The 24,522-nt window shown below is 57.1% G+C and carries 22 protein-coding genes; 9 read left to right on the forward strand and 13 right to left on the reverse strand.

All coding sequences use genetic code 11. The features are described 5' to 3' along the window. The first annotated feature begins 4 nt into the window (after positions 1-4). From IAE27_RS17900 to IAE27_RS17920, 5 genes are read left to right on the forward strand one after another with little or no spacing between them, the layout of a single operon-like run. Positions 5-949, forward strand: coding sequence for an ABC transporter permease (locus tag IAE27_RS17900; protein WP_154022152.1), 945 nt, complete (start codon positions 5-7; stop codon positions 947-949). Then, complete coding sequence (locus tag IAE27_RS17905; protein ID WP_004101938.1) at positions 946-1,797, forward strand: ABC transporter permease; 852 nt, start codon at positions 946-948, stop codon at positions 1,795-1,797. Before IAE27_RS17900 ends, IAE27_RS17905 begins: the two co-directional genes overlap by 4 nt. After that, the gene (locus IAE27_RS17910) at positions 1,794-3,398 is read left to right on the forward strand and encodes a dipeptide ABC transporter ATP-binding protein (RefSeq protein ID WP_154022153.1); all 1,605 of its coding nucleotides are present in this window, start codon (positions 1,794-1,796) and stop codon (positions 3,396-3,398) included. Before IAE27_RS17905 ends, IAE27_RS17910 begins: the two co-directional genes overlap by 4 nt. Beyond that, positions 3,395-4,384, forward strand: a complete 990-nt coding sequence (locus IAE27_RS17915; RefSeq protein WP_070557586.1) for a putative FMN-dependent luciferase-like monooxygenase — start codon at positions 3,395-3,397, stop codon at positions 4,382-4,384. The genes IAE27_RS17910 and IAE27_RS17915 overlap by 4 nt, the downstream gene beginning before the upstream one ends. 9 nt (positions 4,385-4,393) lie before the next feature. Continuing rightward, a complete protein-coding gene (locus IAE27_RS17920; RefSeq protein ID WP_154022155.1) occupies positions 4,394-5,485 on the forward strand; it encodes an alkylhydroperoxidase domain protein in 1,092 nt (363 codons plus the stop codon). Positions 5,486-5,501: 16 nt separating this feature from the next. On the opposite strand, the gene araJ is transcribed toward IAE27_RS17920, so the two are convergent. The 5 genes from araJ to fdnG form a co-directional block, all read right to left on the reverse strand. Continuing rightward, a complete protein-coding gene (araJ, locus tag IAE27_RS17925; protein ID WP_108703790.1) occupies positions 5,502-6,653 on the reverse strand; it encodes an MFS transporter AraJ in 1,152 nt (383 codons plus the stop codon). 385 nt (positions 6,654-7,038) lie between these two features. Continuing rightward, positions 7,039-7,380 carry a hypothetical protein gene (locus IAE27_RS17930; RefSeq protein ID WP_108703788.1) on the reverse strand — a complete coding sequence of 114 codons (342 nt, stop codon included), beginning with the start codon at positions 7,378-7,380 and terminating at the stop codon, positions 7,039-7,041. A gap of 390 nt (positions 7,381-7,770) precedes the next feature. Beyond that, the gene (fdnI, locus tag IAE27_RS17935) at positions 7,771-8,427 is read right to left on the reverse strand and encodes a formate dehydrogenase-N subunit gamma (protein ID WP_004112875.1); all 657 of its coding nucleotides are present in this window, start codon (positions 8,425-8,427) and stop codon (positions 7,771-7,773) included. Continuing rightward, positions 8,420-9,304, reverse strand: a complete 885-nt coding sequence (fdxH, locus tag IAE27_RS17940) for a formate dehydrogenase subunit beta (protein WP_004101920.1) — start codon at positions 9,302-9,304, stop codon at positions 8,420-8,422. Before fdxH ends, fdnI begins: the two co-directional genes overlap by 8 nt. A gap of 11 nt (positions 9,305-9,315) precedes the next feature. Beyond that, positions 9,316-12,363 (reverse strand): formate dehydrogenase-N subunit alpha, encoded by a 3,048-nt coding sequence (gene fdnG / locus IAE27_RS17945; RefSeq protein WP_135800187.1) that lies wholly within the window; start codon positions 12,361-12,363, stop codon positions 9,316-9,318. A gap of 226 nt (positions 12,364-12,589) precedes the next feature. On the opposite strand from fdnG, the gene yddG reads away from it, so the two are divergent. Next, complete coding sequence (gene yddG, locus IAE27_RS17950; protein WP_004101917.1) at positions 12,590-13,468, forward strand: aromatic amino acid DMT transporter YddG; 879 nt, start codon at positions 12,590-12,592, stop codon at positions 13,466-13,468. Here yddG and benD read toward each other — a convergent pair. From benD to IAE27_RS17985, 7 genes are all read right to left on the reverse strand, one after another. Then, positions 13,465-14,238 carry a benzoate diol dehydrogenase BenD gene (benD, locus tag IAE27_RS17955; protein ID WP_023329660.1) on the reverse strand — a complete coding sequence of 258 codons (774 nt, stop codon included), beginning with the start codon at positions 14,236-14,238 and terminating at the stop codon, positions 13,465-13,467. The genes yddG and benD overlap by 4 nt on opposite strands. A 9-nt stretch (positions 14,239-14,247) precedes the next feature. Then, entirely contained in the window at positions 14,248-15,264 is a 1,017-nt protein-coding gene (benC, locus tag IAE27_RS17960) for a benzoate 1,2-dioxygenase electron transfer component BenC (protein WP_154022157.1), read from the reverse strand. A 9-nt stretch (positions 15,265-15,273) separates the two neighbouring features. After that, on the reverse strand, positions 15,274-15,759 hold the full coding sequence (gene benB, locus IAE27_RS17965) for a benzoate 1,2-dioxygenase small subunit (RefSeq protein WP_004101914.1): 486 nt from the start codon (positions 15,757-15,759) through the stop codon (positions 15,274-15,276). Further along, a complete protein-coding gene (locus IAE27_RS17970; protein WP_126489096.1) occupies positions 15,759-17,141 on the reverse strand; it encodes a Rieske 2Fe-2S domain-containing protein in 1,383 nt (460 codons plus the stop codon). Before IAE27_RS17970 ends, benB begins: the two co-directional genes overlap by 1 nt. A gap of 104 nt (positions 17,142-17,245) precedes the next feature. Continuing rightward, on the reverse strand, positions 17,246-18,172 hold the full coding sequence (catA, locus tag IAE27_RS17975) for a catechol 1,2-dioxygenase (protein WP_004112858.1): 927 nt from the start codon (positions 18,170-18,172) through the stop codon (positions 17,246-17,248). Between the two features lie 69 nt (positions 18,173-18,241). Further along, the gene (gene catC, locus IAE27_RS17980; protein WP_004101911.1) at positions 18,242-18,532 is read right to left on the reverse strand and encodes a muconolactone Delta-isomerase; all 291 of its coding nucleotides are present in this window, start codon (positions 18,530-18,532) and stop codon (positions 18,242-18,244) included. 12 nt (positions 18,533-18,544) lie between these two features. Further along, positions 18,545-19,711, reverse strand: coding sequence for a muconate cycloisomerase family protein (locus tag IAE27_RS17985; protein WP_162680301.1), 1,167 nt, complete (start codon positions 19,709-19,711; stop codon positions 18,545-18,547). Between the two features lie 121 nt (positions 19,712-19,832). Here IAE27_RS17985 and IAE27_RS17990 point away from each other — a divergent pair, with 121 nt between their 5' ends. Continuing rightward, on the forward strand, positions 19,833-20,720 hold the full coding sequence (locus IAE27_RS17990) for an IclR family transcriptional regulator C-terminal domain-containing protein (RefSeq protein ID WP_162556072.1): 888 nt from the start codon (positions 19,833-19,835) through the stop codon (positions 20,718-20,720). 3 nt (positions 20,721-20,723) lie between these two features. Here IAE27_RS17990 and IAE27_RS17995 read toward each other — a convergent pair whose 3' ends face one another. Further along, positions 20,724-22,214: an MFS transporter gene (locus IAE27_RS17995; RefSeq protein ID WP_004112851.1), complete on the reverse strand. Its 1,491-nt coding sequence runs from the start codon at positions 22,212-22,214 to the stop codon at positions 20,724-20,726. A 119-nt stretch (positions 22,215-22,333) separates the two neighbouring features. On the opposite strand from IAE27_RS17995, the gene IAE27_RS18000 reads away from it, so the two are divergent. Both IAE27_RS18000 and IAE27_RS18005 read left to right on the forward strand, forming a co-directional pair. After that, on the forward strand, positions 22,334-22,909 hold the full coding sequence (locus IAE27_RS18000) for a TetR family transcriptional regulator (RefSeq protein WP_004101906.1): 576 nt from the start codon (positions 22,334-22,336) through the stop codon (positions 22,907-22,909). Between the two features lie 190 nt (positions 22,910-23,099). Further along, a complete protein-coding gene (locus IAE27_RS18005; RefSeq protein ID WP_023329658.1) occupies positions 23,100-24,488 on the forward strand; it encodes a NarK family nitrate/nitrite MFS transporter in 1,389 nt (462 codons plus the stop codon). Positions 24,489-24,522 lie beyond the last annotated feature (34 nt).

Here is a 24,522-nt window from a genome sequence, read left to right on the forward strand (position 1 = left end):
TGCGATGAGCCATTATCTTCTGCGGCGAACCGGCCAGGGTTTACTGGTGCTATGGGCGGCATTTACCCTCTCTTTCATCCTGTTACAGGTGCTGCCCGGCGATGCGGTACTGATCAAGTTTCAGAATCCGGATCTGGGGCTCAGCCCTGAGCAGATCGCCGAAATGCGCCTCGCCTGGGGGGCCGATAGCCCGGTGTGGAAGCAGTATCTCCACACCCTCTTCGCCATGCTGCGCGGGGATTTTGGTTATTCGCTGCAGGCCGGACTGCCGGTGAGCGCGCTGATCGCCAGCAATCTGCCGCAGACACTAAGCCTCGCGCTCCCCGCCTTTGCGCTGGCGGTGGCGCTGGCTTTTACCCTCGCCTTCGCCTCACGGCTGCCGGGTCTGCGCTGGCTAAGCAATACGCTGCAATCGCTGCCGGTGCTGTTTATCTCCCTGCCGACGTTCTGGCTCGCTATCGCCCTGATACAGCTTTTCTCCTTACAGCTGCGCTGGATACCGGTGATCAATCCGGGACCGATTGAGGGACTCATTCTGCCCGTCGTCGCCGTCGCGGTACCGATTTCCGCTCCGCTGGCGCAGATTCTGATGCGCAGTCTGGATCAGGTCGCCGCGCTGCCGTTTGTGGCCGTTGCTCGTGCTAAAGGCATGAGCGAGACCGGCGTGCTGTGGCGGCACGTTACCGGCAATGCCCTGCTACCGGTGCTCAATATGGCCGGGCTGCTGCTCGGGGAACTGATCGCCGGAGCCCTGATTACCGAAACCGTGTTTGGCCGCGGCGGGCTGGGTCTGCTGACGCAGCAGGCGGTCAATAATCAGGATATCGCGGTACTGCAGGCGGTGGTGATGATCTCAGCCCTTGGTTTTGTCCTGATTAATCTGCTGGTCGACCTGCTGATGCCGCTGCTCGACCCGCGCCTGAAAACCGCTGAGGGAGGTACGCTATGAGTCTGGTTGATTACGCAATCGCCGCCCGCCGCCGCTCGCCAGACTGGCGCACGCTACGCTTCCAGCCCGGCCTGCTGCTGGCCTGGGCGATTATGATCGTTGCTGCGCTGATGGCCGTTGTCCCGCAGCTGTTTACCGCTTATAACCCGTTGGAAGGTTTCCCCGGCGCCCAGCGCCTGGCCCCCCAGGCGGGTCACTGGCTGGGCACCGACCAGCTTGGTCGCGATCTGTGGAGTCGAATCGTCTACGGCGCTGCCCATTCGCTCTCCGCTGCGCTGGCGGCAGTGGCGATTGGCCTGATCATCGGAACCGCGCTGGGTACGCTGGCCGGCGCGCTGGCGGGACGCGTGGAGTCGATCGTCATGCGGCTGGTCGACGTACTGCTGGCGATTCCATCCCTGTTGCTGTCCCTGACGGTCATTATTCTGCTCGGCTTCGGCACCCTCAACGCCGCCGTCGCGGTCGGGGTGGCGGCAATAGCCAGCTTTGCCCGCCTGGCGCGCGCGGAAGTCGTACGCGTACGGCGCAGCGATTACGTCGAAGCGGCCTACGGCAGCGGCGGCACCTTTTTTGCCGTCTTCTGGCGGCATATTTTACCCAACTCGCTCACCGCGGTGCTGGCCTTCGCCACGCTCCAGTTCGGCCAGGCCGTTCTGGCGCTCTCAACCCTGAGTTTTCTCGGCTACGGCACGCCGCCGCCGGTACCAGAGTGGGGATTACTGATCGCCGAAGGCCGTAACTACCTCTCCACTGCCTGGTGGCTAACGACCCTTCCCGGTATGGCGGTGATTGCGGTCGTGCTTGCCGCCAACCGTATTAGCCGTCAATTTAGCGGAGAACGCCGATGAATGTTTTAACCGTAGAAAACCTACGCATCAGCTATCGTTCGCAGAGTGAATGGCGTGAAGTCGTGCATAACGTCAGTTTTCAGGTAAAACGCGGCGAAATGCTGGCGTTCGTCGGCGAATCCGGCTCGGGCAAAACCACTACCGCCCAGGCGATAATGGGTCTGCTGGCGGAGAATGCCCGGCGCGACAGCGGGCGCATCAGTATTAACGGCGAAGATATTAGCGGCTGGTCAGGTAAACGCCTCGACGGTCTGCGCGGCGCGCGAATTAGCCTGGTACCCCAGGATCCAGGCAACTCCCTCAATCCGGTGAAAACCATCGGCGCGCAGGTAGGTGAAATTCTGCGCCTCCATCAGAAACGCAGCGCCGCGGAACGTAAAACGCAGGTACTGGCGCTGCTGGCGAAGGTTGGACTGAGCTACCCGGAGCAGCGCTTCGATCAATATCCGTACCAGCTTTCAGGCGGCATGAAGCAGCGAGTGCTGATTGCCATCGCCATCGCTCTGAAACCGGATTTAATCATTGCTGATGAGCCAACCAGCGCCCTTGACGTGACGGTACAGAAGCGGATCCTCGATCTGCTGGATACCCTGCGCCGGGAGTCCGGCACCGCGGTGCTGTTCGTCACTCACGATCTGGCGCTGGCAGCCGAGCGTGCCGACCGCCTGCTGGTCTTTCGTCATGGCGAAATTCAGGAGCAAGGCGCGACCCGCGATGTGGTACGGACGCCGCAGCATGCCTATACTCGCCAGCTGCTCAGCGATCTTCACGGCCCGGCGCTGACCATGGCTCCCGCCGGCGGTCGCGTACTGGCTACGTCCGCGATTCGCGTCGACGACATCAGCAAGCGCTTCTCATTAGGCCGGGCGCATTTGCAGGCGCTGGACGCCGTGAGTTTTGAGGTTAAGCGCGGCTGCACGCACGCGCTGGTTGGTGAGTCCGGTTCTGGCAAAACGACACTTGCGCGGATCCTGCTGGGATTCGAAAAGGCGGATAGCGGCCAGATTGCCATCGATGGTATTGATGCCGGGCATCTCAGTCGGGAGGCGCTCCGCCAGCTACGGCGTAAAATTCAGTTTGTCTATCAGAACCCCTTTGCCTCTCTTGATCCACGGCAAACGCTGTTTGAAATCATTGAAGAGCCGTTAAAGAACTTCGACCGCTTCAGCGCCGGAATACGACGCCAGCGCGTCGAAACGGTCGCCGCTCGCGTGGCGCTCGCTCCGGAGCTGCTGTCGCGAACCGCCCGTGAGCTATCCGGCGGACAGCGGCAGCGGGTGGCTATCGCCCGCGCCCTAATCCTTGAACCGACGATCCTTGTCCTCGATGAAGCGACTTCGGCGCTGGACGTTACCGTCCAGGCGCAAATTCTCGCCTTGCTGCAGCAGCTGCAGCAACAGCTGGGATTGACCTATCTGTTTATCACCCACGATTTGGCGACGGTTCGCCGTATCGCCCACAGCGTGACGGTACTGCGGGCGGGCCAGGTTATTGAACATGGCGATGTGGGCCGACTGTTCAGCGCTCCGCAGCATGAGTATACCCGCGAGCTTATTGCCGCTATTCCCCACTTTTCCCCCTCGAACAAGGAGGTCGCATGACGCGTAAACGACTGGGTTTTTTCACTCGCCTGCTGGACCACGTCGCGCCAGGTGAGCGCTATCGGCTGGCTACCGAACAAATTCGCCACGCCGAACGACTGGGTTTTGACAGCGCCTGGGTCGCTCAGCACCATTTTCATGAGCACGAAGGCGGCCTGCCGTCGCCGCTGGTCTTTCTCGCCCACGCGGCAGCGCATACGGAGCGCATTCGCCTGGGAACCGCCATTATCACCCTGCCGATGGAAAACCCGCTGCGGGTTGCCGAGGATGCGGCGGTGCTGGATCTGCTCGCCGATGGACGACTGGAGGTGGGCTTCGGGTCTGGCGGCACGCCGACCTCGTTTTTACCCTTTGGATTGACCATCGACCAGCGCAGCGCAGTCTTTGCCGAACACCTGCATCTGATTCAAAGCGCCTGGCGCGGAGATTCACTTTCGCATCCGGATAATCATCTTTATCCCCAGGCACCGCAGTTGGCGGAGCGTATCTGGATTGCCACCTTTTCCGTTGAGGGCGCGGTGCGCGCGGCTCAGGCCGGACACGGCCTGATGCTTTCGCGTACCCAGCCGCGTCCTTCAGGGCAGCCCACGCTGCCGCTGGACGCTATCCAGAATCCGATTATTGACGCCTATCTCGCCGCGCTGCCGCCGGGCGTCGAGCCACGGATCCTCGCCTCGCGGACGGCCTTTGTCGCCGATAGCCAGCAGTATGCGCTACAGGTCGCTGAACCCGGTCTGCGCCAGCAGGCAGCCCAGCATCGCGCCGCAGGTCATGATATTACTGGTGACACTGTCACTGATTTTTTGCCGCAGCTTGACGCGCACGTTGGCGACCCGCAGCACGTCGCCGCTTCTCTGGGGCGCGATAGCGTCCTGCGGCGGGTAACCGATATTTCGTTCCAGGTGCACTCCGTTGAACCCTCGCACCGCGACACGCTTCGTTCCATTGAGCTGATCGCTCAACATATTGCCCCGCAGATACGATAAGGAGTCACCATGACGCTCAGTCAGGATATATTGGCCGAACTGGCAGAAATTGCCCCCGATTCCGCCTTAGCGGCGGCGAGAGCCGTGCGCGAGGCGGCCACCCATCATGCTCAGGGAAGCTATGAAGCGCTGTTCGGTCAGCAGGATAACGACTTTCCGCTCGACGAACGTTTTGCCGTTGCCGCCAGGGTAGCGAAGCTGCATGAGAGCGATGCGCTGGCCGCCCACTATGCCGGGTTTGGGATTGCCGATCCGACCTCGCCGCGGCTGGTTCCGGCGCAGGCCTTTGCCCGGCTGTTGACCTTCGCGCCGGTAGAAGCCACGCCTTCGGCTCTGGAGGCATTAACCCGCGCCGGATGGAGCCCGCGCGCTATCGTGACGCTGGCCCAGTTGATTGCGTTTGTCAGCTTCCAGAGTCGTCTGTTGAACGGTCTACGCCTGCTCAACGGTAAAAGCGCCCCGGTTGCCGGGACCCCGGTCGTAGCCGGATTCTGGCATACCTCACCGCAAACCCTCAGCGGTAAACGCGCGCCGGTGCGCTTCACCCGCGATGAACTGCACTGGGAACCCTGGCTGGCGGCTAAACCGCTGGCGGAATTTACCCCGGATGAGCAGGCGCTGCTGGCGAAATTCGGCCACAGCGACTCGCCCTACTTCCGCCTGCTGGCGCGCAATCAGCCGGTGCTTGAGCAGCGTACGTTAACCGATAAAGGGATTTTTTATACTCCCGGCGGCCTGCCGCGCGCCGAACGCGAGCTGGCGGCGACGGTAGCGAGTAAAATCAACGGTTGTATTTATTGCGCCTCGGTGCATGCTCGCAAGGCCGCGCAGTTAGCGAAAGATGAAACGGCGGTAGAGACCCTGCTGGCGGTGACCCCGCGAGAGAAGCTGAGCGATGGGCAGACGCCGCGCTGGCAGGCGCTCATTGATTTTGCCGCAGCGATTTCCGTTACCCCTCCCGCCCTGGCCGCTAGCCACCTTGCGGCCGTCGAACAGCAACAGCTGAATACCCTCGCCCAACTGGATCTGCTGCAATCGGCAGCCTTCTTCGCCTGGGCCAACCGGTTAATGCTGACCCTCGGGGAGCCGTGGCAGGATTAGCCGCCTGCGGATTTCGTCAGACAGAACGCTGCTGATAGCGGGCATAAATCAGCAGTGAACTGAGCGCAAGAAACGAAAGCAGCGCGGCCGGTAAGGCAACAGAACGCCAGCCAAGGCCGGCCGTAATCATCATCCCGCCGAACAGCGCCCCGATGGCGCTTCCAAGATTAAAGGCGATCTGGCCGCCCGCCGCGCCCAGCATCTCGCCGCCTTTGGCATTTTGCAGCAGCATGATTTGCAGCGGCGCCGACAGGGCAAACAGCGCCGCGCAGCAGATAAACGCCAGGGTTAGTGAGGCGGTTTTATTCTCACCCAGCAGGAACAGGAGTAATAAGGTCAAAACGATAACGCCATCCGTCACGGCGGCAATACGTAACGGACTGTAGCGTGCGGAAACTTTACCGCTAAATAAATTCCCCAGAACCATCCCCAGACCCACCAGCATCATAATCATTATGATGGCGCTTTCACCGAAGCCGGAGACGTTGATCATAAACGGCTTAATATAGCTAAACCACGCGAAGACGCCGGCATTGCCGAACAGGGTGGCGGCAAAAATTAACCACGGCGCAGGCGAGGTTAAAAAATGAAATTGCGAGCGCAAGCGCGTGGTTGATTTATCAAATAACGTCGGCACCCACCAGGCGATGGACACCAGCACCGCGACGTCAAAGACCGCAATCGCCAGGAAGGTATAGCGCCAGCTGAACTGATGGCCAAGCCAGGTTCCTCCCGGTACCCCCAGCAGGTTGGCGAAGGTCATCCCGGCGATCATCCCCGCCACCGCTGCGGTAACCTTGCCTGGCGGCGCAATTTTCGACAGAATGATCGCGCCCACGCCAAAGAATGCGCCGTGCGGAAACCCGGAGATGAGGCGCCCCAGCGCCAGCATCGAGTAGCTGGAGGAGAACGTGAAGATGGCGTTGCCGATAATGCATAGCGCTACGAGAAACAGCATCACTGATTTTAGTGAAAAGCGGCTGGAGAATATCGCCATCACCGGCGCGCCGATCACGACGCCGGACGCATAATATGAAATCATGTTGCCTGCGGCAGGAATGGATATGCCGACATCACGGGCAATTTCAGGTAATACCCCCATGATGCCAAATTCCGCCATTCCGAGACCAAAAGTGCCAAGCGCTAACGAAAAAATAGTCTTTTTCATACATCTAATCACTTGTTATGGATTTTACCGGTCGCATTATTATGCATTCTCTGGCGGTAAACCAGTTTAAAACCTTCCGTAACCTGTTTATCCATAAAACAGCGTGATTACTTCATATCGAACGTTCATAAAAACAGCAATCATTAAATCCTGAATTGGCTTAATACCCAATGGCCAACCAATATAACAATGACAACGACAGGCGTGAACCAAACGTCAAAATCGAAAGCCCGGTAAATAAGCCCTGTAAGTACTATTGCGCAGATTAATATTACGTGAGTGCGAATGCCGTCATAAATATCCTTTAAAAAATAGCGAAGCATTGCTTTCATGATTTTATTGCCTCGGGCAGTCAGTCGCCGTTAACGCTTCATCCGCGAGTGAATTAGTGAACCTGCTGATGTTTGATCTTTTTCATCACCTTTGCTGCTTTGTATACCTCTCTTAGCGGAGCGAAGTGATGCGATACCCCACAGGCGACGACCAGCGGTAGCGCGAAAATAATGAGTTGCGCAGGATGCCAGGTCCCTTCATGTACCGCTTTCAGGATGCCGATCCCGATAATTAAAAGAACGAATACATGGACAAATATTGCCCTGGGCAAGCGCGATGCCGCTTCGTCAACGGCACAGTATAAAAGCGTCTTATATCTCGCCGTTAACTTATCGATCTGCTTATCTGTAAAGCCACTTTCATGCATGATTTTTATTAATTTAGTATCTTCCATTTTTTACTCAAATATAACCCGGACTTCCTTGAACCGTATACAGCTTACTCTTTATCACTGCGTAAAGACAACCCACAACATTAATTTCAGTGATTTTCTTTTCTGTGGAAGCCGCCGCGCAAAATACGCAAGGATCCGCCTGAATGATAGCGTTTTTATAGAGACAACGGATAATGACGTTAATAGCGCTACGTTGAAATAGCGACCCAACTGGCTTAATGGGAAAAAGGGAAATATCTGTCGTCAGAAAAAGAGAGCCCGTCAGAGTGCGCGCCCGGGCATAAATAAATGAGACAATATTTTCAACGCTGTCAGAGGTGAGCTAATTGATGCCCCTGAGGATATTAACCCCCGTTCCGGCATTAACCGGAACGGGTAATACGTTAAGGCTTACTTCAGCCCTTCGCGATTTTCCCTTTTCGCTTCCAGGCGCTCCACGTCGCGATACCAGCGCGGATGATGCTTCTTCGCCCAGCGTCGGCTCACCTTACCTTCAATCATGCCTTTAATCGATCCTTTAACCCAGAATGCCATATACATATGGATCAGAATCGCATGGATAAGAATAATGGCCGACGTTGCGTGAATCAGCAGACTATAGCGAATAACCTGAATCGGGAAATAGTGGGCAAAATAAGGCCGCCAGATAATCACCCCGGTGACCAGCAGCACAAATATCATGCTCATGATCGTCCAGAACATCATTTTCTGGCCAGCGTTGTATTTCCCTACCCGCGCCACTTTATGCTCATTGCCCTTAAGCACCTCGACAATCCCTTTCAGCCAGGGAATATCCTGTTTGTCGGGAATATTATGGTGGACAAATCGCACGAACATAAACATCAGGGCCACGAAAATCAGAACCCCGAAGAACGGATGCAGAATACGCCCCATCTGCGGGGTACCGAAGGTTTCGGTCAGCCACTGCAGCGTCGGGAAGAAAAACGAGATCCCCGACAGCGCCACCAGGAAAAAGCAGATGACCACCGTCCAGTGACAGGCGCGGTCAATAAACTTCGTGCGCACAATCATTTTCGATTTACTCATCATGCTCCTCCTCATCGTCATCCGCTTCCTTGTTCGGCCCAATCCCGATGTAGTGATAGATCAGCCCGGCAAAGGTGGCGATAAAGCCAACGGCGGAGAGCGGCTTCAGCGCGCCTTTCCACAGATTTATCGAGGTATCTATCTGCGGCTCCTTCGGCAGGTTATGGTACAGCTCCGGCTGGTCCGCATGATGCAGCACGTACATCACGTGAGTGCCGCCGACGCCAGGCGGGTTATACACCCCGGCATGGGAATAGCCGCGTTTCTTCAGTTTTTCCACACGCTCGTTGGCCACTTCCAGCATCTCTTGCTTGCTGCCGAAGTGAATCGCGCCGGTTGGGCAGGTTTTCACGCAGGCCGGTTCCTGGCCAACGCTGACCCGATCGACGCACAGGGTGCACTTATAGACCCGGTTATCCTCTTTATTGAGGCGCGGGACGTTAAAAGGGCATCCGGCAATGCAGTAGCCGCAGCCGATGCAGTTTTCCTGCTGAAAGTCGACGATGCCGTTTGCGTACTGAATAATCGCTCCGGCGGACGGGCACGCCTTCAGGCAGCCCGGATCCTCGCAGTGCATACAGCCGTCTTTGCGAATCAGCCACTCCAGCTTGCCGTTCTGCTCGGTTTCGCTAAAGCGCATTACCGTCCAGGATTTGGCGCTCAGATCGGCGGGATTGTCGTAAACCCCGACGCAGTGCCCGACTTCATCGCGGATATCGTTCCACTCGGAACAGGCCACCTGGCAGGCTTTGCAGCCTACGCAGGAGGAGACATCAATCAGCTTTGCCACTTCCGCCTTAAAATCCCGCGCGCGCGGCGCGGGGGTGATCGGATTGGTGGCGGAGCGTTTAATGATGTCCTGGGTTTCCATCGCCATTGCTTCGCTCCTTACGCTTTCTCGATGTTGACCAGAAACGCCTTATACTCCGGCGTCTGCGAGTTGGAATCCCCGACGTTCGGCGTCAGGGTATTGGCGATGTAACCTTTGCGGGCCACTCCTTCAAAACCCCAGTGCAGCGGAATACCGACGGTTTCCACCTGCTGACCGTTGACGTTGAGCGTTTGCAGACGACGCGTCACCACCGCCACCGCGCGAATAAAGCCGCGCATGCTGCTGACCGTCACCCGATCGCCATTGGCGATCCCTTTCGCTTTCGCCAGGCCTTCGCTGATTTCGACAAACTGCTCCGGCTGCGCAATCGCATTGAGCCGCGCATGCTTGGTCCAGGTATGAAAATGCTCGGTCAGACGATAGGTGGTGCCGACGTACGGGAATTTGTCCTTCTTACCTAAACGCAGGGCATCTTCTTCATACAGGCGTACCACCGGGCTGGAGACCACGCTCGGGTGCAGCGGATTGGTACCAAGCGGCGTTTCCATCGGTTCGTAGTGTTCCGGGAACGGACCTTCCGCCAGCTTATTCAGGGCAAACAGACGCCCCAGACCTTCCGGCTGCATAATAAACGGCCCGGTTTTGCTGCCCGGAGGCGCGGTATTGAAGTCCGGAATATCGTTGCCAACCCACTTGCTGCCGTTCCACTGGATCAGCATTCGCTTCGCATCCCACGGCTTGCCGTTCATATCCGCCGACGCGCGGTTGTACAGCACGCGCCGGTTGAGCGGCCACGCCCATGCCCAGCCGAGCGTATTGCCAAGACCTGACGGGTCGGCGTTATCGCGGTTGGCCATCTGATTGCCCTGCTCGGTCCAGCTGCCGGTATAGATCCAACAAGACGACGCGGTGGTACCGTCATCGCGCAGCAGCGCGAAGCTGTTCAACAGCTGGCCTTTCCTCGCCAGCGGCGCGCCGTTAGCGTCGTAGAGATCCGCCAGCGCGTAGCCGTTGTTCTCTTTCGCGACCTCTTCTGATTCCGGACGATCCGGCTGCTTGTAGTGCCACCCCATCTTCAGCAGCGGCTCGACGCCTTTGCCGCCCTCGGTGCGATACATCTCGCGCAGGCGGTGGTAAATCCCGGCCAGAATTTCGCCGTCGTTGCGCGCTTCGCCCGGCGCGTCCTGGCCCTTCCAGTGCCACTGCAGCCAGCGCCCGGAGTTGGCGATGGAACCATCCTCTTCGGCAAAGCAGGTGGACGGCAGGCGGAAGACCTCGGTCTGAATCGCTGCCGGGTCAACATCGTTCGACTCGCCGTGGTTTTGCCAGAAGGTCGAGGTTTCGGTCACCAGCGGGTCGATAACCACCATGTACTTCAGCTTGCTCAGGCTGCGGACCACCTTGTTTTTGTCCGGGAAGGACGCCACCGGATTGAATCCTTGGCAGATATAGCCCGTGACGTTGCCGTTATCCATCATATTGAAATACTTGATAACGTCATAAGCCTGGTCCCATTTCGGCAGCCAGTGGAAGCCCCAGTCGTTCTCTTTTTGCGCCGCGTCGCCGTAGAAAGATTTCATCAGGCTGACGAAGAACTTCGGGTAGTTGCTCCAGTAGTTCACCTGTTCGGGCAGCGTCGCCTTCGGCGTATTGGCAGCGAGATAGCTTTGCAGATCAACCTGCTGTTCCGACGGCAGCGTCAGGTAGCCCGGCAGACTGGTTGAAAGCAGGCCTAAATCGGTTAACCCCTGGATATTGGAGTGCCCGCGCAGCGCGTTGACCCCGCCTCCCGCCATCCCCATATTGCCGAGCAGCAGCTGAATCATCGCCATGGTGCGGATGTTCTGCGCGCCGACGGTATGCTGCGTCCAGCCCAGCGCATAGAGGAAAGTGGTGGTCCGGTCCGCCGCGCTGGTTGAGGCCAGCACTTCGCACACTTTCAGGAAGTCCGCTTTTGGCGTACCGCAGATGTTCTCCACCACCTCCGGCGTATAGCGCGAAACGTGCTGCTTCAGCAGGTTCCATACGCAGCGCGGATGCTGCAGCGTTTCATCACGCATCGCGAAGCCATTTTCGTCGAACTGATAGTTCCACGAAGACTTATCGTACTGACGCTTTTCGGCATCGTAGCCGCTGAACAGGCCATCTTCGAAGGCAAAATCGTCGCGCACCAGCAGGTTGGCGTTGGTATAGTGTTTAACGTACTCGGCATTGATTTTGTTATTTTCGATCAGGTACAGCAGCACGCCCGACAGGAAGGTAATGTCGGTACCGGAACGGATCGGCGCATAAATATCGGCCACCGACGCCGTACGCGTAAAGCGCGGGTCAACGACAATCAGCGTCGCATCATTGTTGTTTTTTGCCTCCATCGCCCAGCGGAATCCCACCGGATGGGCTTCGGCGGCGTTACCGCCCATTACCACCACGACATTGGCGTTTTTAATATCAACCCAGTGGTTGGTCATCGCACCGCGACCAAATGTTGGAGCAAGACTTGCTACCGTTGGTCCGTGTCAGACGCGCGCCTGGTTATCTACCGCCAGCATGCCGAGCGAGCGCACGAATTTTTGCGTTAGCATGCCGGTCTCATTGCTGGCCGCCGACGCGCACAGCATCCCGGTGGACAGCCAGCGGTTAACCGTCACGCCCTGCTCGTTTTTCTCAATAAAGTTGGCATCACGGTCGGCTTTCATCAATTTAGCGATACGGGTAAATGCTTCATCCCAGGAGATGCGCTGCCATTTATCCGAACCCGGCGCGCGGTATTGCGGATAGCGCAGACGGTTGTCGCTATGGACATAGTCCAGCAGCCCTGCGCCTTTCGGGCACAGCGCGCCGCGGCTCACCGGATGGTCCGGATCCCCTTCAATGTGATAAATCGCTTCTTTGGCGTTTTTCGCGCCGTCGCCCAGGCTATACATTAATAGCCCGCAGCCCACGGAGCAGTATGTGCAGGTGTTGCGGATCTCTTTGGCGCGCAGCAACTTGTAATTACGCGCCTGAGCCAGGGCCATTTTGGGCGCAAAACCCAATGCAGCGGCTGTTGTTCCGGCCATACCGCCTGCGCAGATTTTAAAAAACTTTCTGCGGCTGACGTCCATTGTTCCCCTCCATGCGGGATGTCTATTCATTGCGGGAGTGGAAATTAACAGCAATAACCCTGTTTTATTTGCGTCAAATCAATGTCCTGACCCCATGCCCCCTTAATAGTCAGCCGCGCCGAATTTCATTACTCCATTAGGATTAAGCGCTGTGGAAAATATCCCCCGAGGGCGAAAAAAAAGTGTTATAAAAGCCGACTGCGTTTGAACCAACATCAGGTTAAATATGGAGAAGAAAAAAGCCACGCTAATTGGATTCGCCGCCATCGTCCTCTGGAGCACCATGGTCGGGCTGATTCGTGGCGTAAGCGAAGGGCTTGGCCCGGTAGGCGGCGCGGCGATGATCTACAGCCTTAGCGGCCTTTTGCTCATCTTTACCGTCGGTTTTCCGCAAATACGTCAGATCCCCCGCCCTTATTTGCTGGCAGGCAGCGTGCTGTTTGTCAGTTATGAAATATGCCTCGCGCTGTCGGTAGGACTAGCCGGAACCCGCCAGCAGGCGATTGAGGTGGGCATGGTCAATTATCTGTGGCCCAGCCTGACAATTTTATTTGCCATTGTCTTTAACAATCAAAAAAGCAGCTGGCTGGTTATCCCGGGGTTATTGCTGGCTTTATTCGGCGTCACCTGGGTATTAGGCGGTGAGCATGGCCTGAACATTGACGAAATTATCAGCAATGTGGTTTCCAGCCCGCTGAGCTATATTCTGGCGTTCGTCGGCGCATTTATCTGGGCGGCCTACTGCACGGTCACCGCTAAATATGCACAAGGCAAAAACGGCATCACTCTGTTTGTTCTGCTTACCGCCCTGACCCTGTGGCTAAAGTTTCTGTTCAGCGAACAGCCGCCCATGGTCTTTAGCTGGCCGGTAATAGTCAAACTGATCGCGCTGTCCATTGCCCTGGGCCTGGGCTATGCGGCGTGGAACGTCGGCATCCTGCACGGCAACGTCAGCCTGTTAGCCGCCGCCTCCTACTTTACGCCGGTGCTCTCCTCCGCGCTTGCGGCGGTACTGCTCAGCGCCGCGCTCTCGTGGTCGTTCTGGCAGGGCGCCGGCATGGTGTGCGCTGGCTCCCTGCTCTGCTGGCAGGCGACCCGGCGCTAACCGAGGTCGCCGCCGGCGACCGGCAGCGTCACGCCGGTGATGTAGCTGGCCTCATCGCTGGCGAGAAACAGGATGGCATTGGCCTGTTCCGCCAGCGTACCGTAGCGATGCATCAGGCTGCTCGCCACCGTCTGATCGACCACCTGCTGATACCACGTCTGCTCCTGCGCCGACGGCAGCTCCTCATTCCGCGGCGTCCGGCGCGCAGGCGCCTCGGTGCCCCCCGGCGCCACGGCGTTAATGCGGATCCCGTTTGCGCTATATTCCAGGGCTAGCGAACGGGTCAACGCATTAACGCCGCCTTTCGCTGCGGAATAAGGCACCCGGTTCACGCCCGCCGTTGCCACCGACGAAATATTAACGATACTGCCCTTGCCCTGCTTCAGCATCCACGGTAGCGCAGCCCGACAGCCCCACAGGGTCGGAAACAGCGAGCGGCGAATCTCCTTCTCTATCTGATCCGGCTGATATTCCGCAAACGGCCGCGCCCAGATGGTGCCGCCGACATTGTTAATCAATACATCCAGGTGGCCAAAATGGGCCACGCCGTTGGCGAATGCCCGCTCGGTACTTTCCCATTGTTCAAGATCGGCTTCCAGCGCCAGCGCCTGGCAACCGACGGCGTTCAGCGCCGCCGCCAGTTCGTGAACATAGCGAGATCGGTCAATCAATAGCAGCCGCGCACCCTCACGCGCCGCTTGCTCTGCGGTCTGTCGGCCAATCCCCTGCGCGGCGCCGGTAATGGCCACGACTTTATGGTTAAATCGCATCGTTGCTCCTTATGCCGCCGCACTCTGGCTGGCGATGAATTTTTCATACCAGAACCCCGCCGGCGAAATGCCTCTCTCGCGCAGCGCCGTGGATACCGCATTGACCATCGGCGGTGGCCCGCACAGATAGATATCCACATCGCCATCGTTGAGTATTGCGTCATTAAGATGGTCGGTCACAAAACCGCGCTGCGGGCATTGGCTTTGCGCATCGGCAACCACCGGCAGCCAGCGATAAGCGGGAAGCTGGCCGGTAACTGCTTCAAGCGCATCAGTTTTCACCAGGTCACTGTCGCGGGTCACACCATAGAGCAAGGTGACGGGCCGGGCGCTGCGTTGCATAGCCAGCGTTTGCAGTATCGAGAGCAGCGGCGCTAAGCCGGTGCCCCCCGCCAACAGCAACAGCGGACGCTCGCCGCTGCGCAGATAAAAGCTGCCCATCGGGCCGCTTAGCGTCAGACGATCGCCGGGACTGGCCCGCTGCGTCAGCCACTGACTCATCAAGCCGCCGGGCACGTTACGGATCAGAAAGCTCCCCTCACGCGAGCCCGGTAGAGAGCTAAACGAATAGGCGCGCACCTGCGGCGTGCCGGGAACCTGAATATTGATGTACTGACCCGCCAGGAAGTCCAGCGGCTCATCCAGCACGATCGCCAGCTCAATGGCGGTGTCAGACAGGAGATTGACCGCTTTCACCGTCGCCCCCAGGCTTGCCAGCGCGGTCTTGCACTGGGCTGCCGCCGCCGGTACATCAATGACGCAATCGCTGGATGGCACCATCTGACAGGTCAGCACCTGGCGCTCTGCGGCTTCGTCTTCGCTGAGCGCCTCTTCAAGATACTCATCGCCCAGACCATATTCGCCGCTGACGCAGCGGCACTTGCAGGTGCCGCAAACGCCGTCCGAACAATCCATCGGCAGATTAACCTGCTGACGATAGGCGGCATCGAGAACTTTCTCTCCGGCGTGACATTGAATAAAGCGGGTGATGCCGTCTTCAAAATTGAGAGCAATATTAAAGGTCATAAACGCCTCTTAAATGTGGTAAACGTCAATCACCTGACGGATGTAATCGTTATTCAGGCGCACGGTTTTACGGATGATCTGCGGTTTGCCGGCGCTTTCAATCAGCGTGCAGCAGGTAGAGCCAAACCAGGTATCCGTCTGCTGATAGCGATGGCAGTAGGTGACCCAGTTGTAGCGCACCTCCATCCCCTGTTCGGTTTCGCCAAGCAGCTCAACGTTGCCGATCATATGAGTGGTGCGCGGTTCCGGCGTGCTGGCCCCTGAGCGTTCCGTTTTGATGCGGTATACCCGGTCTTCGAGGCCATCGCGGCTCGGGTAGTAAATCAGCGAAATTTCGCGCTGAGGGTCGCGGGTAAGCTTGTCGTCATCTCCCCAGGCGGGCATCCAGTACACCACCTGTGGACTGTAGCAGTTCAGCCAATCATCCCACTGGCGATCGTCAAGCAGGCGGGCTTCGTAATAAAGAAACTGGCGAACCTGTTCGAGAGTCAGCATCAGACCACCTCCACGCGTTGCGTGATCGATTGCTCGTAGCGCTGCTGCTCTTTTTCCAGCGCCGCCAGCATCACGTTTTGCCAGTGATGATGGTGGGCGATATACAAAGCTTCATCTTCCGATTTCACCCCGCTTAGCTGCGGCCTGAAGCCCGCCTGAAGGGCGTGTTCGTCAGGGCCGTCGACCCAGTGCAGCGCCCCGCGGCTGAGGTCGCTCCATGCCAGATTCTCACCGAGATAGCCGCGCTGGCAGGCGCTGAACTCTTCCAGATCGTCAGGCGTTCCCATGCCGCTAACGTTGAAGAAATCCTCATACTGGCGAATACGCAGCGCCCGCGCCTGGTCAGATTCGCCCTTCGGCGCGAAGCACCAGATGGTGACTTCGGTTTTATCCACCGCGATGGGGCGTATCACGCGGATCTGCGTCGAAAACTGATCCATCAGATAGACGTTTGGATAGAGGCACAGGTTGCGCGTTTCGTTGACCATCTGCTCGGCGCGGGACTGGCCGAATTCCACCTGCAGCCGTTCACGATGTTCGTAGACCGGCCGCACTTCCGGGTTCAGCACCCGGGTCCACAACAGCATATGTCCATTGTCAAAGCCGTAACCGCCGCCGACGCTTTTCGACCAGCCGTTTGCGTCTACCGCGTGCGTCCCTTCCGCTTCGTAGTTGCGGCGCGACATGGTGGAAGCGTAGTTCCAGTGGACCACGCTAACGTGATAGCCGTCAGCACCGTTTTCCGCCCCCAGCTTCCAGTTGCCTTCATAAACGTAGCTCGATGATCCGTTAAGCACCTCCAGCCCTTCCGGCGCCTGGTCAACGATCAGGTCGATAATTTTGCAGGTTTCGCCCAGGTACGCCTCCAGCGGCTGTACATCGGCATTCAGGCTGCCGAAAAGGAAGCCGCGATACGATTGAAACCTCGGCAGTTTCTTTAAATCGTGGGAGCCTTCATGCTTGAAAGTCTCCGGGTAACCGCCGGTACTTTCATCTTTGGCTTTTAAAAGCTTGCCGTTATTACTGAATGTCCAGCCGTGAAATGGACAGGTAAAGGAACTTTTATTACCGGTTTTACGGCGACACAGCATCGCCCCGCGGTGGGCGCAGCTGTTAATTAGCGCATGCAGTTCATTCTTTTTGTCGCGAGTTATTATTACCGGCTGGCGCCCAAGTGTCAGGGTGTAATAATCCCCAGGCTGCGCAATTTGGCTTTCATGAGCAAGGAACAACCAATTTCCTTCAAAAACATGCTTCATTTCAAAATCAAATAGCTGCGGATCGGTAAATATTGAGCGATGGCAGCGATAAATATGCTTTTCACGATCAACAATTAATGCATTGGTGATTTTATCTTTTAATGTGGTGAACATTTTTTGCATGAGTCGGCCCTCCTGCATAATTCAGGAATAGAAAACTGTGAGGTCGGAATTTCGCTTTATTCTCCGGCCACGACCTGGCCGGAGAAGAGAATTAACGCCGCGCGCTACTCCTGCGCGCGCAGGCGCGTACCGCGGTGTTCTTCATCGGCGTTAAGTGCTTTGCACAGGGTAAAATCAAAGCGCACTTCAGTATGTTCGCCTTCCAGCTCACGCTGCTGAATAAGCTCGCGGTCGCTGACTTTTACCGGATCGGCAATCAGGCCGTCGCGGGTAGCGAACGCGAAATCATCCCACAGGTATTTGTCGCCGTTGAGATTGATTTGGCTGGTCAAATGTTTATGACCCGGCGCGGAAACGAAGAAATGGATATGCGCCGGACGGTTACCGTGACGCCCCAACTGGTCAAGGAGTTTTTGCGTTGGCCCATCCGGCGGGCAACCGTAGCCGGATGGCATAATGCTGCGCACACTATAGCAGCCATCGGCGCCGGTGCGAATGCGGCGGCGCAGATTATATTCACTCTGGCTTTGATCGAAGAAAGAGTAGTTCCCGAGGGTATTGGCATGCCAGATATCAACGATAGCGTTGGCTATCGGGTGGCCCTGGGTGTCGCGAACCTGGCCATAAAGCCACATCACCTCCCCCGCATCTTTACCATCATCCATGCGGGTATGCCCGTCTGCCAGCGGCGCATTTGCCACGTACAGCGGGCCTTCAATAGTACGAGGAGTGCCGGTTTCCCGCTGCGCTGCGGCATCAATAGCGTCCTGGCGCAGGTCGAGGAAGTGTTCAAGGCCGAGGCCCGCCGCCAGCAGTGCCGCTTCCTGGCGGCCGCCTAATTCATGCAGATAATTCACCGCATGCCAGAACTCTTCTTCAGTGACGTTATAGTCATCAATCAGCGTGCAGATGTTTTCCAGCAGACGGTGAACAATCGTTTTAAAACGTTCGTCGCCGCCGGTTGCATTTAAACCTGCACTTTCACGCAATAAATGTTGCACAGCATCTTGTTGTACGAATGCATTACTCATAATATTTCTCACTTATCGTTGTAGGATATTCGCCGAATAGTTTCGGCGCGAGGTTAGTTATTATTTTTATTAACGGTCGTCTTCGCGAATCGAGGAGGGATGACGACAGAGCGCCTCCACGCGAATTTGCATAAAGGGATATAATGGTAGAGCCATTAAAATTTGATGCAGCTCTTCAGCATCTTTTACATCGAAAATACTGACATTGGCGTAAAGTCCGGCGACGCGCCAGATATGTCGCCATTTACCTTCACGCTGAAGTTGTTGTGAATACTTTTTTTCTCGCTGCTTAATTTCCTCAATTTCGTCGGCAGGAAACCCCAGCGGAATATTCACGGTCATATCGACTTTAAATAGCATAAAAATCCTCCATTATCCTTTGCGGCTATAGAAGCGCAGTTTGTCTTCATCCAGTTCAGCGCCAAGACCCGGCGTTTGCGGTAGCGTCACTTCGCCTTCGGCGAACGTGAGCGGCACGCTGACAATATCGTCCTTCAGCAATAACGGGCCAAACATCTCGCTGCCCCACTGTAGGGGGAGCGTCGACCAGGCGTGCAGCGAGGCCAGGGTGCCAACGGTCCCCTCAAGCATCGTGCCGCCGTAAAGCCCAATTCCCGCCGCTTGCGCCACCTTCGCCAGCGCCAGCACGCTGTTTGGCCCGCCCGCTTTGGCAATCTTCAGCGCATAGGCCCCGCTGAATCCCTGCTGCGCCAGGCGATAGCCTTCGTAATGGGTCGCTACCGCTTCATCGGCCAGAATAGCCGTGCCGATGTGATGGCTGAGGCGCACCAGCGTAGTGTTATCCTGAGCGCTAACTGGCTGTTCAATCAAATCGACCCCCATCGCCGCCAGCTCGCGGCAGCCCTTTGCCGCGACGGTGGCTTCCCACGCCTGATTCACGTCGACGCGGATGCTGGCCCGATCGCCCAGGGCTTCAACAATCGCGCGGGTATGGCGCAGGTCAGTCGCCAGCTCGCGCGCGCCGATTTTTAGCTTAAAGGCCCGATGGCGACGCTCCGCGAGTAGCCTTTCCCCCTCGGCAATATCTTTCTCGGTGTCGCCGCTCGCCAGCGTCCAGAGAACCGGCAGCGAGGTCGTCAGCGCGCCGCCAAGCAGCGCGGAAACCGGCAGGCCAAGCGCCTTTCCCTGCGCGTCCAGCAGCGCGGTTTCGATCGCCGATTTGGCAAAGGTGTTGCCTTTAACCGCGCCGTTCATTCGCGCGGTCAGGGAATTGAGATTATCGGCAGGCTGGCCCTTCAGCAGCGGCATCAGGTAATGGTTAATTGCCGAAACGATAGCTTCCGGGCTCTCCACGCCGTAGCTCAATCCACCGATGGTGGTGGCTTCGCCAATACCGCAAATCCCGTCCGAACGGGTTATGCGGACGATCGCCAGCGTCTGACAGCCCATCGTGGTCATGGAGAGTTTGTGCGGTCGAATGGTCGGGATATCTACCAGCCAGCTTTCAATACGTTCAATGGTCGCGGTCATCTTTTTTTCCTGGTGATGAAATACATAACTTTTCATCCCCCTGTTCATAACGTGGGGTAACGATTCTGTTGACAATAGGTCTGCACGGTCGGGACGGTCAACGGCGATAATCGAAATGTTGTGCGATTATCGACGCGGTTGTTAAATTGGGGTTAATAATGTGATCGACATGGTAAAAACAGCACAAGGAATCGCCGCGTTTTTCACCCGCGATATAGTGATGCCCCATGAACCTTTATCTTCAGTAAAAGAGGGGTATATGAGCGAAAATAAACCAGATACTCTCAGCGTCCGCCAGTCTGAACACGACCCTAACTTTATGCTGTCCCTGGCGCGCGGGCTGGAAGTCCTTAACGCGTTTACCCCGCAGCGGCAGCGCCTGACCATTTCCCAGCTTAGCCAAAAAACGCAAATCTCCCGCGCGGCTGTGCGCCGCTGCCTCTATACCCTCGCCGCGCTGGGTATGGTGCATAGCCCGGATGGCCGCAGCTATGAGCTACTCCCCCGCGTGCTGGCGGTGGGTCATGCTTACCTGGCCGGAACGCCGCTGGCGAAAGTCGCGCAGAGCGCCCTGGATAATCTGGGTAAAAACCTCGGAGAATCCTGCTCCGCCGCCACGCTGGACGGCGATAACGTCCTGTATATTGCCAGAGCGGCGGTGAATAACCTGCTCAGCGTAGATATCGGCCGCGGTAGCCGTCTGCCTGCGTGGGCCACGTCGATGGGACGCGTGCTGCTTAGCGCGTTGCCGGAAGAACAGCTTGAAGTGACATTGTCACGAGCCAGCTTGATCCGCTATACCCCGTATACGCTATGCGATCTGCCGGGTTTACGGCAGGAAATCGCCAGAGTGCGTATGCAGGGCTACGCGCTCGCTGACCGGCAAATTGAGGTGGGATTATGTTCGCTGGCGGTACCGCTGCTTTCCCGCAGCGGTCAGGTGGTGGCGGCGCTTAATGTTGGCGTTCCGGCAGGCTATACCAACGCCGCCGCGCTGAAAGAGAAAGCCCTCGCCCCGCTACGGCGGGCGGCGATGGCGCTTTCTCTTCAGCTGTAAGGGTTAATTCAGCTCCGGCGCCCTGGCCAGACTGCGCCAGATACCAGCCGCCAGCAGCAGAAGCAGGACACCGGCCGTCGCCAGCACGATACTGTGCGAATGAATAAACGCTGCCTTCGCCGCTTCGAGCAGGTTTTGCGCTGGAATAGCCGGCATCGACTGCGCCAGCTTAATCGCCTCGCTGATGGAGGAGGACGCCTGCTCCGCCGCTGCGCCGTCAACGCCCGACGGCAAAACAATCGATGAGGTGTAGCTGCGAGTCAATATCAGACCGAACAGGGCGATGCCCAGACCAGCCCCCAGCTCGTAGGCCATAGTTTCGATGGCCCCCGCCGCCGCCGCTTTCTCCTTCGGCGCTGCGGCCATAATGGCAGAGCTGGAAGCCAGCAGCGCGCTGGCGACGCTAAAGCCCAGCAGCGTCATCAGTCCCCAGGCCAACCACTGCTGGGTGCTGAAATCGGTCATCGACAGGCCGAGGAAGCTCAGCGCGCTGAGCAGCATTCCCCCGGTTGCCACCTCGCGCAGCCCCAGGCGCGAAACCAACATGCCGGCAATCGGCCCGCTAAAACCGCTGGCCACCATCACCGGCAGCATAAACAGCCCGGCCTCAAATGGCGTTTTGCTATGCACGAACTGCAGCTCCTGCGCCATCAGAAGTTCAAAGCCCACCAGCGTGATCAGCGCCGTCATCGCCATCATCACACCGCTTAAAATAATGCGATGGGTAAACAGTCGCATATCGACCATGGGCCGCGTCGCCATAAGCTGCTTGCGCACGAACCAGAACAGCATACCGGCGCCAGCAACCGCCACCAGCCCGGTTAACCACAGCGCCATTTGCCCTTTAAGCGCCGTTTTAGCACTGAATACCAGCATCAATATGGCGGCGATCAGGATTAGCGCCTGGAATAGATTCAGCGGCTGTTCCCGTCGTGCGGGCTGACGCGGCACCACTTTGGCGTTAATCGCTATCACCAGCAGCACGATCGGCACGTTGATCAGGAAAACCGAGCCCCAGTAAAAATGTTCCAGCAGCATGCCGCCGATCAGTGGGCCAAAGGCCGCCCCGCCGGAACCCACCGCCGCCCACAGGCCAAGGGCCATATTACGCTGTTGCGCCAGCGCAAAAGTGCTGCGAATACCGGCGAGCGTCGCCGGGACGATCATCGCTGCCCCTACCGCCAGTAGCGCACGGGACGCAATCAGCGTTTCGGCCGTCGGCGAAAACGCCGCCGCCAGCGAGGCGGCGCCAAAAATAGCGCTGCCGAGCAGTAGCAGGCGTTTAAAGCCTATTTTATCGCCCAGCGCGCCCATCGGCAGCACCATGCCGGCCATCACCAACGAGTAAATGTCAATAATCCACAATAGCTCATTGCCGCTGGTCCCCAGCGCTACGCTAAGCGTTGGCGCGGCCACGTGCAGAACGGTGGCATCAATCGCCACCGGAATATAAACCAGCAAAATCGCCATCAGCGTCAACCATTGCCGAGACATACTACCTTTCCTCAAAGTTGAAAATTGGACAAGTGTCCAGGACGGCGATCCTGCCCCAATGTTGAACGAGTGTCCAACTTTTTGTTACTATCGACCAAAAACGGGGGTCACCAGGCGTTATGAGCTACTTAAATCGCGATGCGCGACGGGAAGTTATTGTACTGGCAGCCATGCGCGTAGCGCTTAGAGGCGGATTCAGCGCCATGACCGTGCGCCAGATTGCCGCCGAAGCCGGCGTCTCCGCCGGTCAACTGCACCACCATTTCACTTCAGCAGGCGAGCTGAAAGCCCATACCTTTGTACGCCTTATCCGTGAAATGCTGGACATGCCGCTGGTCGCTGACGACGCCACGTGGCGGGAACGCCTGTTTTCCATGGTGGGCAGCGACGATGGCAAGCTTGAGCCCTATATTCGTTTATGGCGCGAAGCGCAGCTGCTGGCCGACAGCGATAGCGATATCAAAGGCGCATATTTGCTGACGATGAGTATGTGGCATGAAGAGACGCTGAAAATTATTCAGCGCGGAACCGAAGCAGGTGAGTTTACGCCAAAAGACCATGCGGAAAGTATTGCCTGGCGGCTCATTGCGCTGGTATGTGGCCTGGATGGTATTTACGCGCTGGGTATGGAGGAAATAGATGACGCCACCTTTAACCGGCATATCAATTATTTTATTTCGATGGAACTGTTCTGACTCAGGTTACACTTTGTAACAAATAATCCCCCTCTATTCTCCGCGCGTCGACTGCCGACGCGCTTTTCTTATCTATTCTTCATTCATTACAACTAACACATCGTTCGGCCCCTTCTTTCATTCTTTTATATTAATTGACTGTTTTACATCTTTATTCTTTTTGACTGGTAAATGTTCATTCGAGGGCAATATGCTGAGCAAAAATGAGAAAAAGAATCATTATCTTTTAAGCGAGTGGAAACCTGAAAACGCGGCATTCTGGGAAAATAAGGGAAAGAAAATAGCCCGCAGAAATCTTTGCATTTCCGTAGCTTGTCTGCTACTCGCCTTTTGCGTCTGGATGTTATTTAGCGCCGTCGCGGTCAACCTCAATAAAATCGGTTTTAATTTCACTACCGATCAACTCTTTTTATTAACCGCTCTGCCTTCGCTTTCCGGCGCGATATTACGCGTACCCTACTCCTTTATGGTACCCATATTTGGCGGGCGCTACTGGACGGTATTAAGTACGATTATTCTGGTGGTTCCCTGCATCTGGCTGGGAATTGCCGTGCAAAATACCGCTACCCCGTTTTGGGTATTTATCATTATTGCCTTACTGTGCGGTTTTGCCGGAGCGAACTTTGCTTCGAGCATGGGAAATATCAGTTTTTTCTTCCCCAAAGCCAAACAGGGTAGCGCACTGGGGATTAACGGTGGGCTCGGCAACCTCGGCGTCAGCGTGATGCAGATGATCGCGCCGGCGGTGATTTTTCTGCCCATCTTTGCTTTTCTCGGTGTTCATGGGGTGCCTCAGGAGGATGGATCTCTTCTCGCGCTTAGCAACGCCGCGCTCGTCTGGGTACCGCTGCTGGCGATCGCCACCTTCGCAGCCTGGGTGGGAATGAACGATATCGCCAGCTCGAAGGCCTCCATTCGCGAGCAGCTGCCGGTACTGAAGCGCCCGCATATGTGGCTGTTAAGCCTGCTCTACCTTGCCACCTTTGGCTCGTTTATCGGCTTCTCCGCCGGTTTTGCCATGCTGGCGAAAACGCAATTCCCCGACGTGAATATTCTGAAGCTGGCTTTCTTCGGGCCGTTTATCGGCGCGCTGGCGCGGTCATTTGGCGGCATTATTTCCGACCGTCTCGGCGGCGTGCGGGTCACGTTGATCAATTTTATCTTAATGGCGCTGTTCACCGGCCTGCTGTTCCTCACCCTGCCCGGCACCGGCTCCGGCAGCTTTCTCGCCTTTTACGTGGTGTTTATGGGACTGTTCCTTACCGCCGGTCTCGGCAGCGGTTCCACCTTCCAGATGATCGCCGTGATCTTCCGCCAGATAACTATCGACAGCGTGAAGAAGCGCGGCGGCAGCGATGAACAGGCTCAGCACGAAGCGGTGACCGACACCGCGGCGGCGCTCGGTTTTATCTCCGCAATCGGCGCCATTGGCGGCTTCTTTATCCCTAAAGCCTTCGGCACCTCGCTGGCGCTGACCGGCTCACCTGTCGGGGCAATGAAGGTCTTCTTTGTTTTCTACGTGGTTTGTGTGCTGGTGACCTGGCTGGTCTACGGCCGTCGTAAACCGGTAAAAAAATAACGACATCTTTGCCGGATGGCGGCTGAAGCCTTAT

The organism is Klebsiella sp. S69, assembly GCF_016516145.1.
GTDB classification, from domain to species: domain Bacteria; phylum Pseudomonadota; class Gammaproteobacteria; order Enterobacterales; family Enterobacteriaceae; genus Klebsiella; species Klebsiella oxytoca.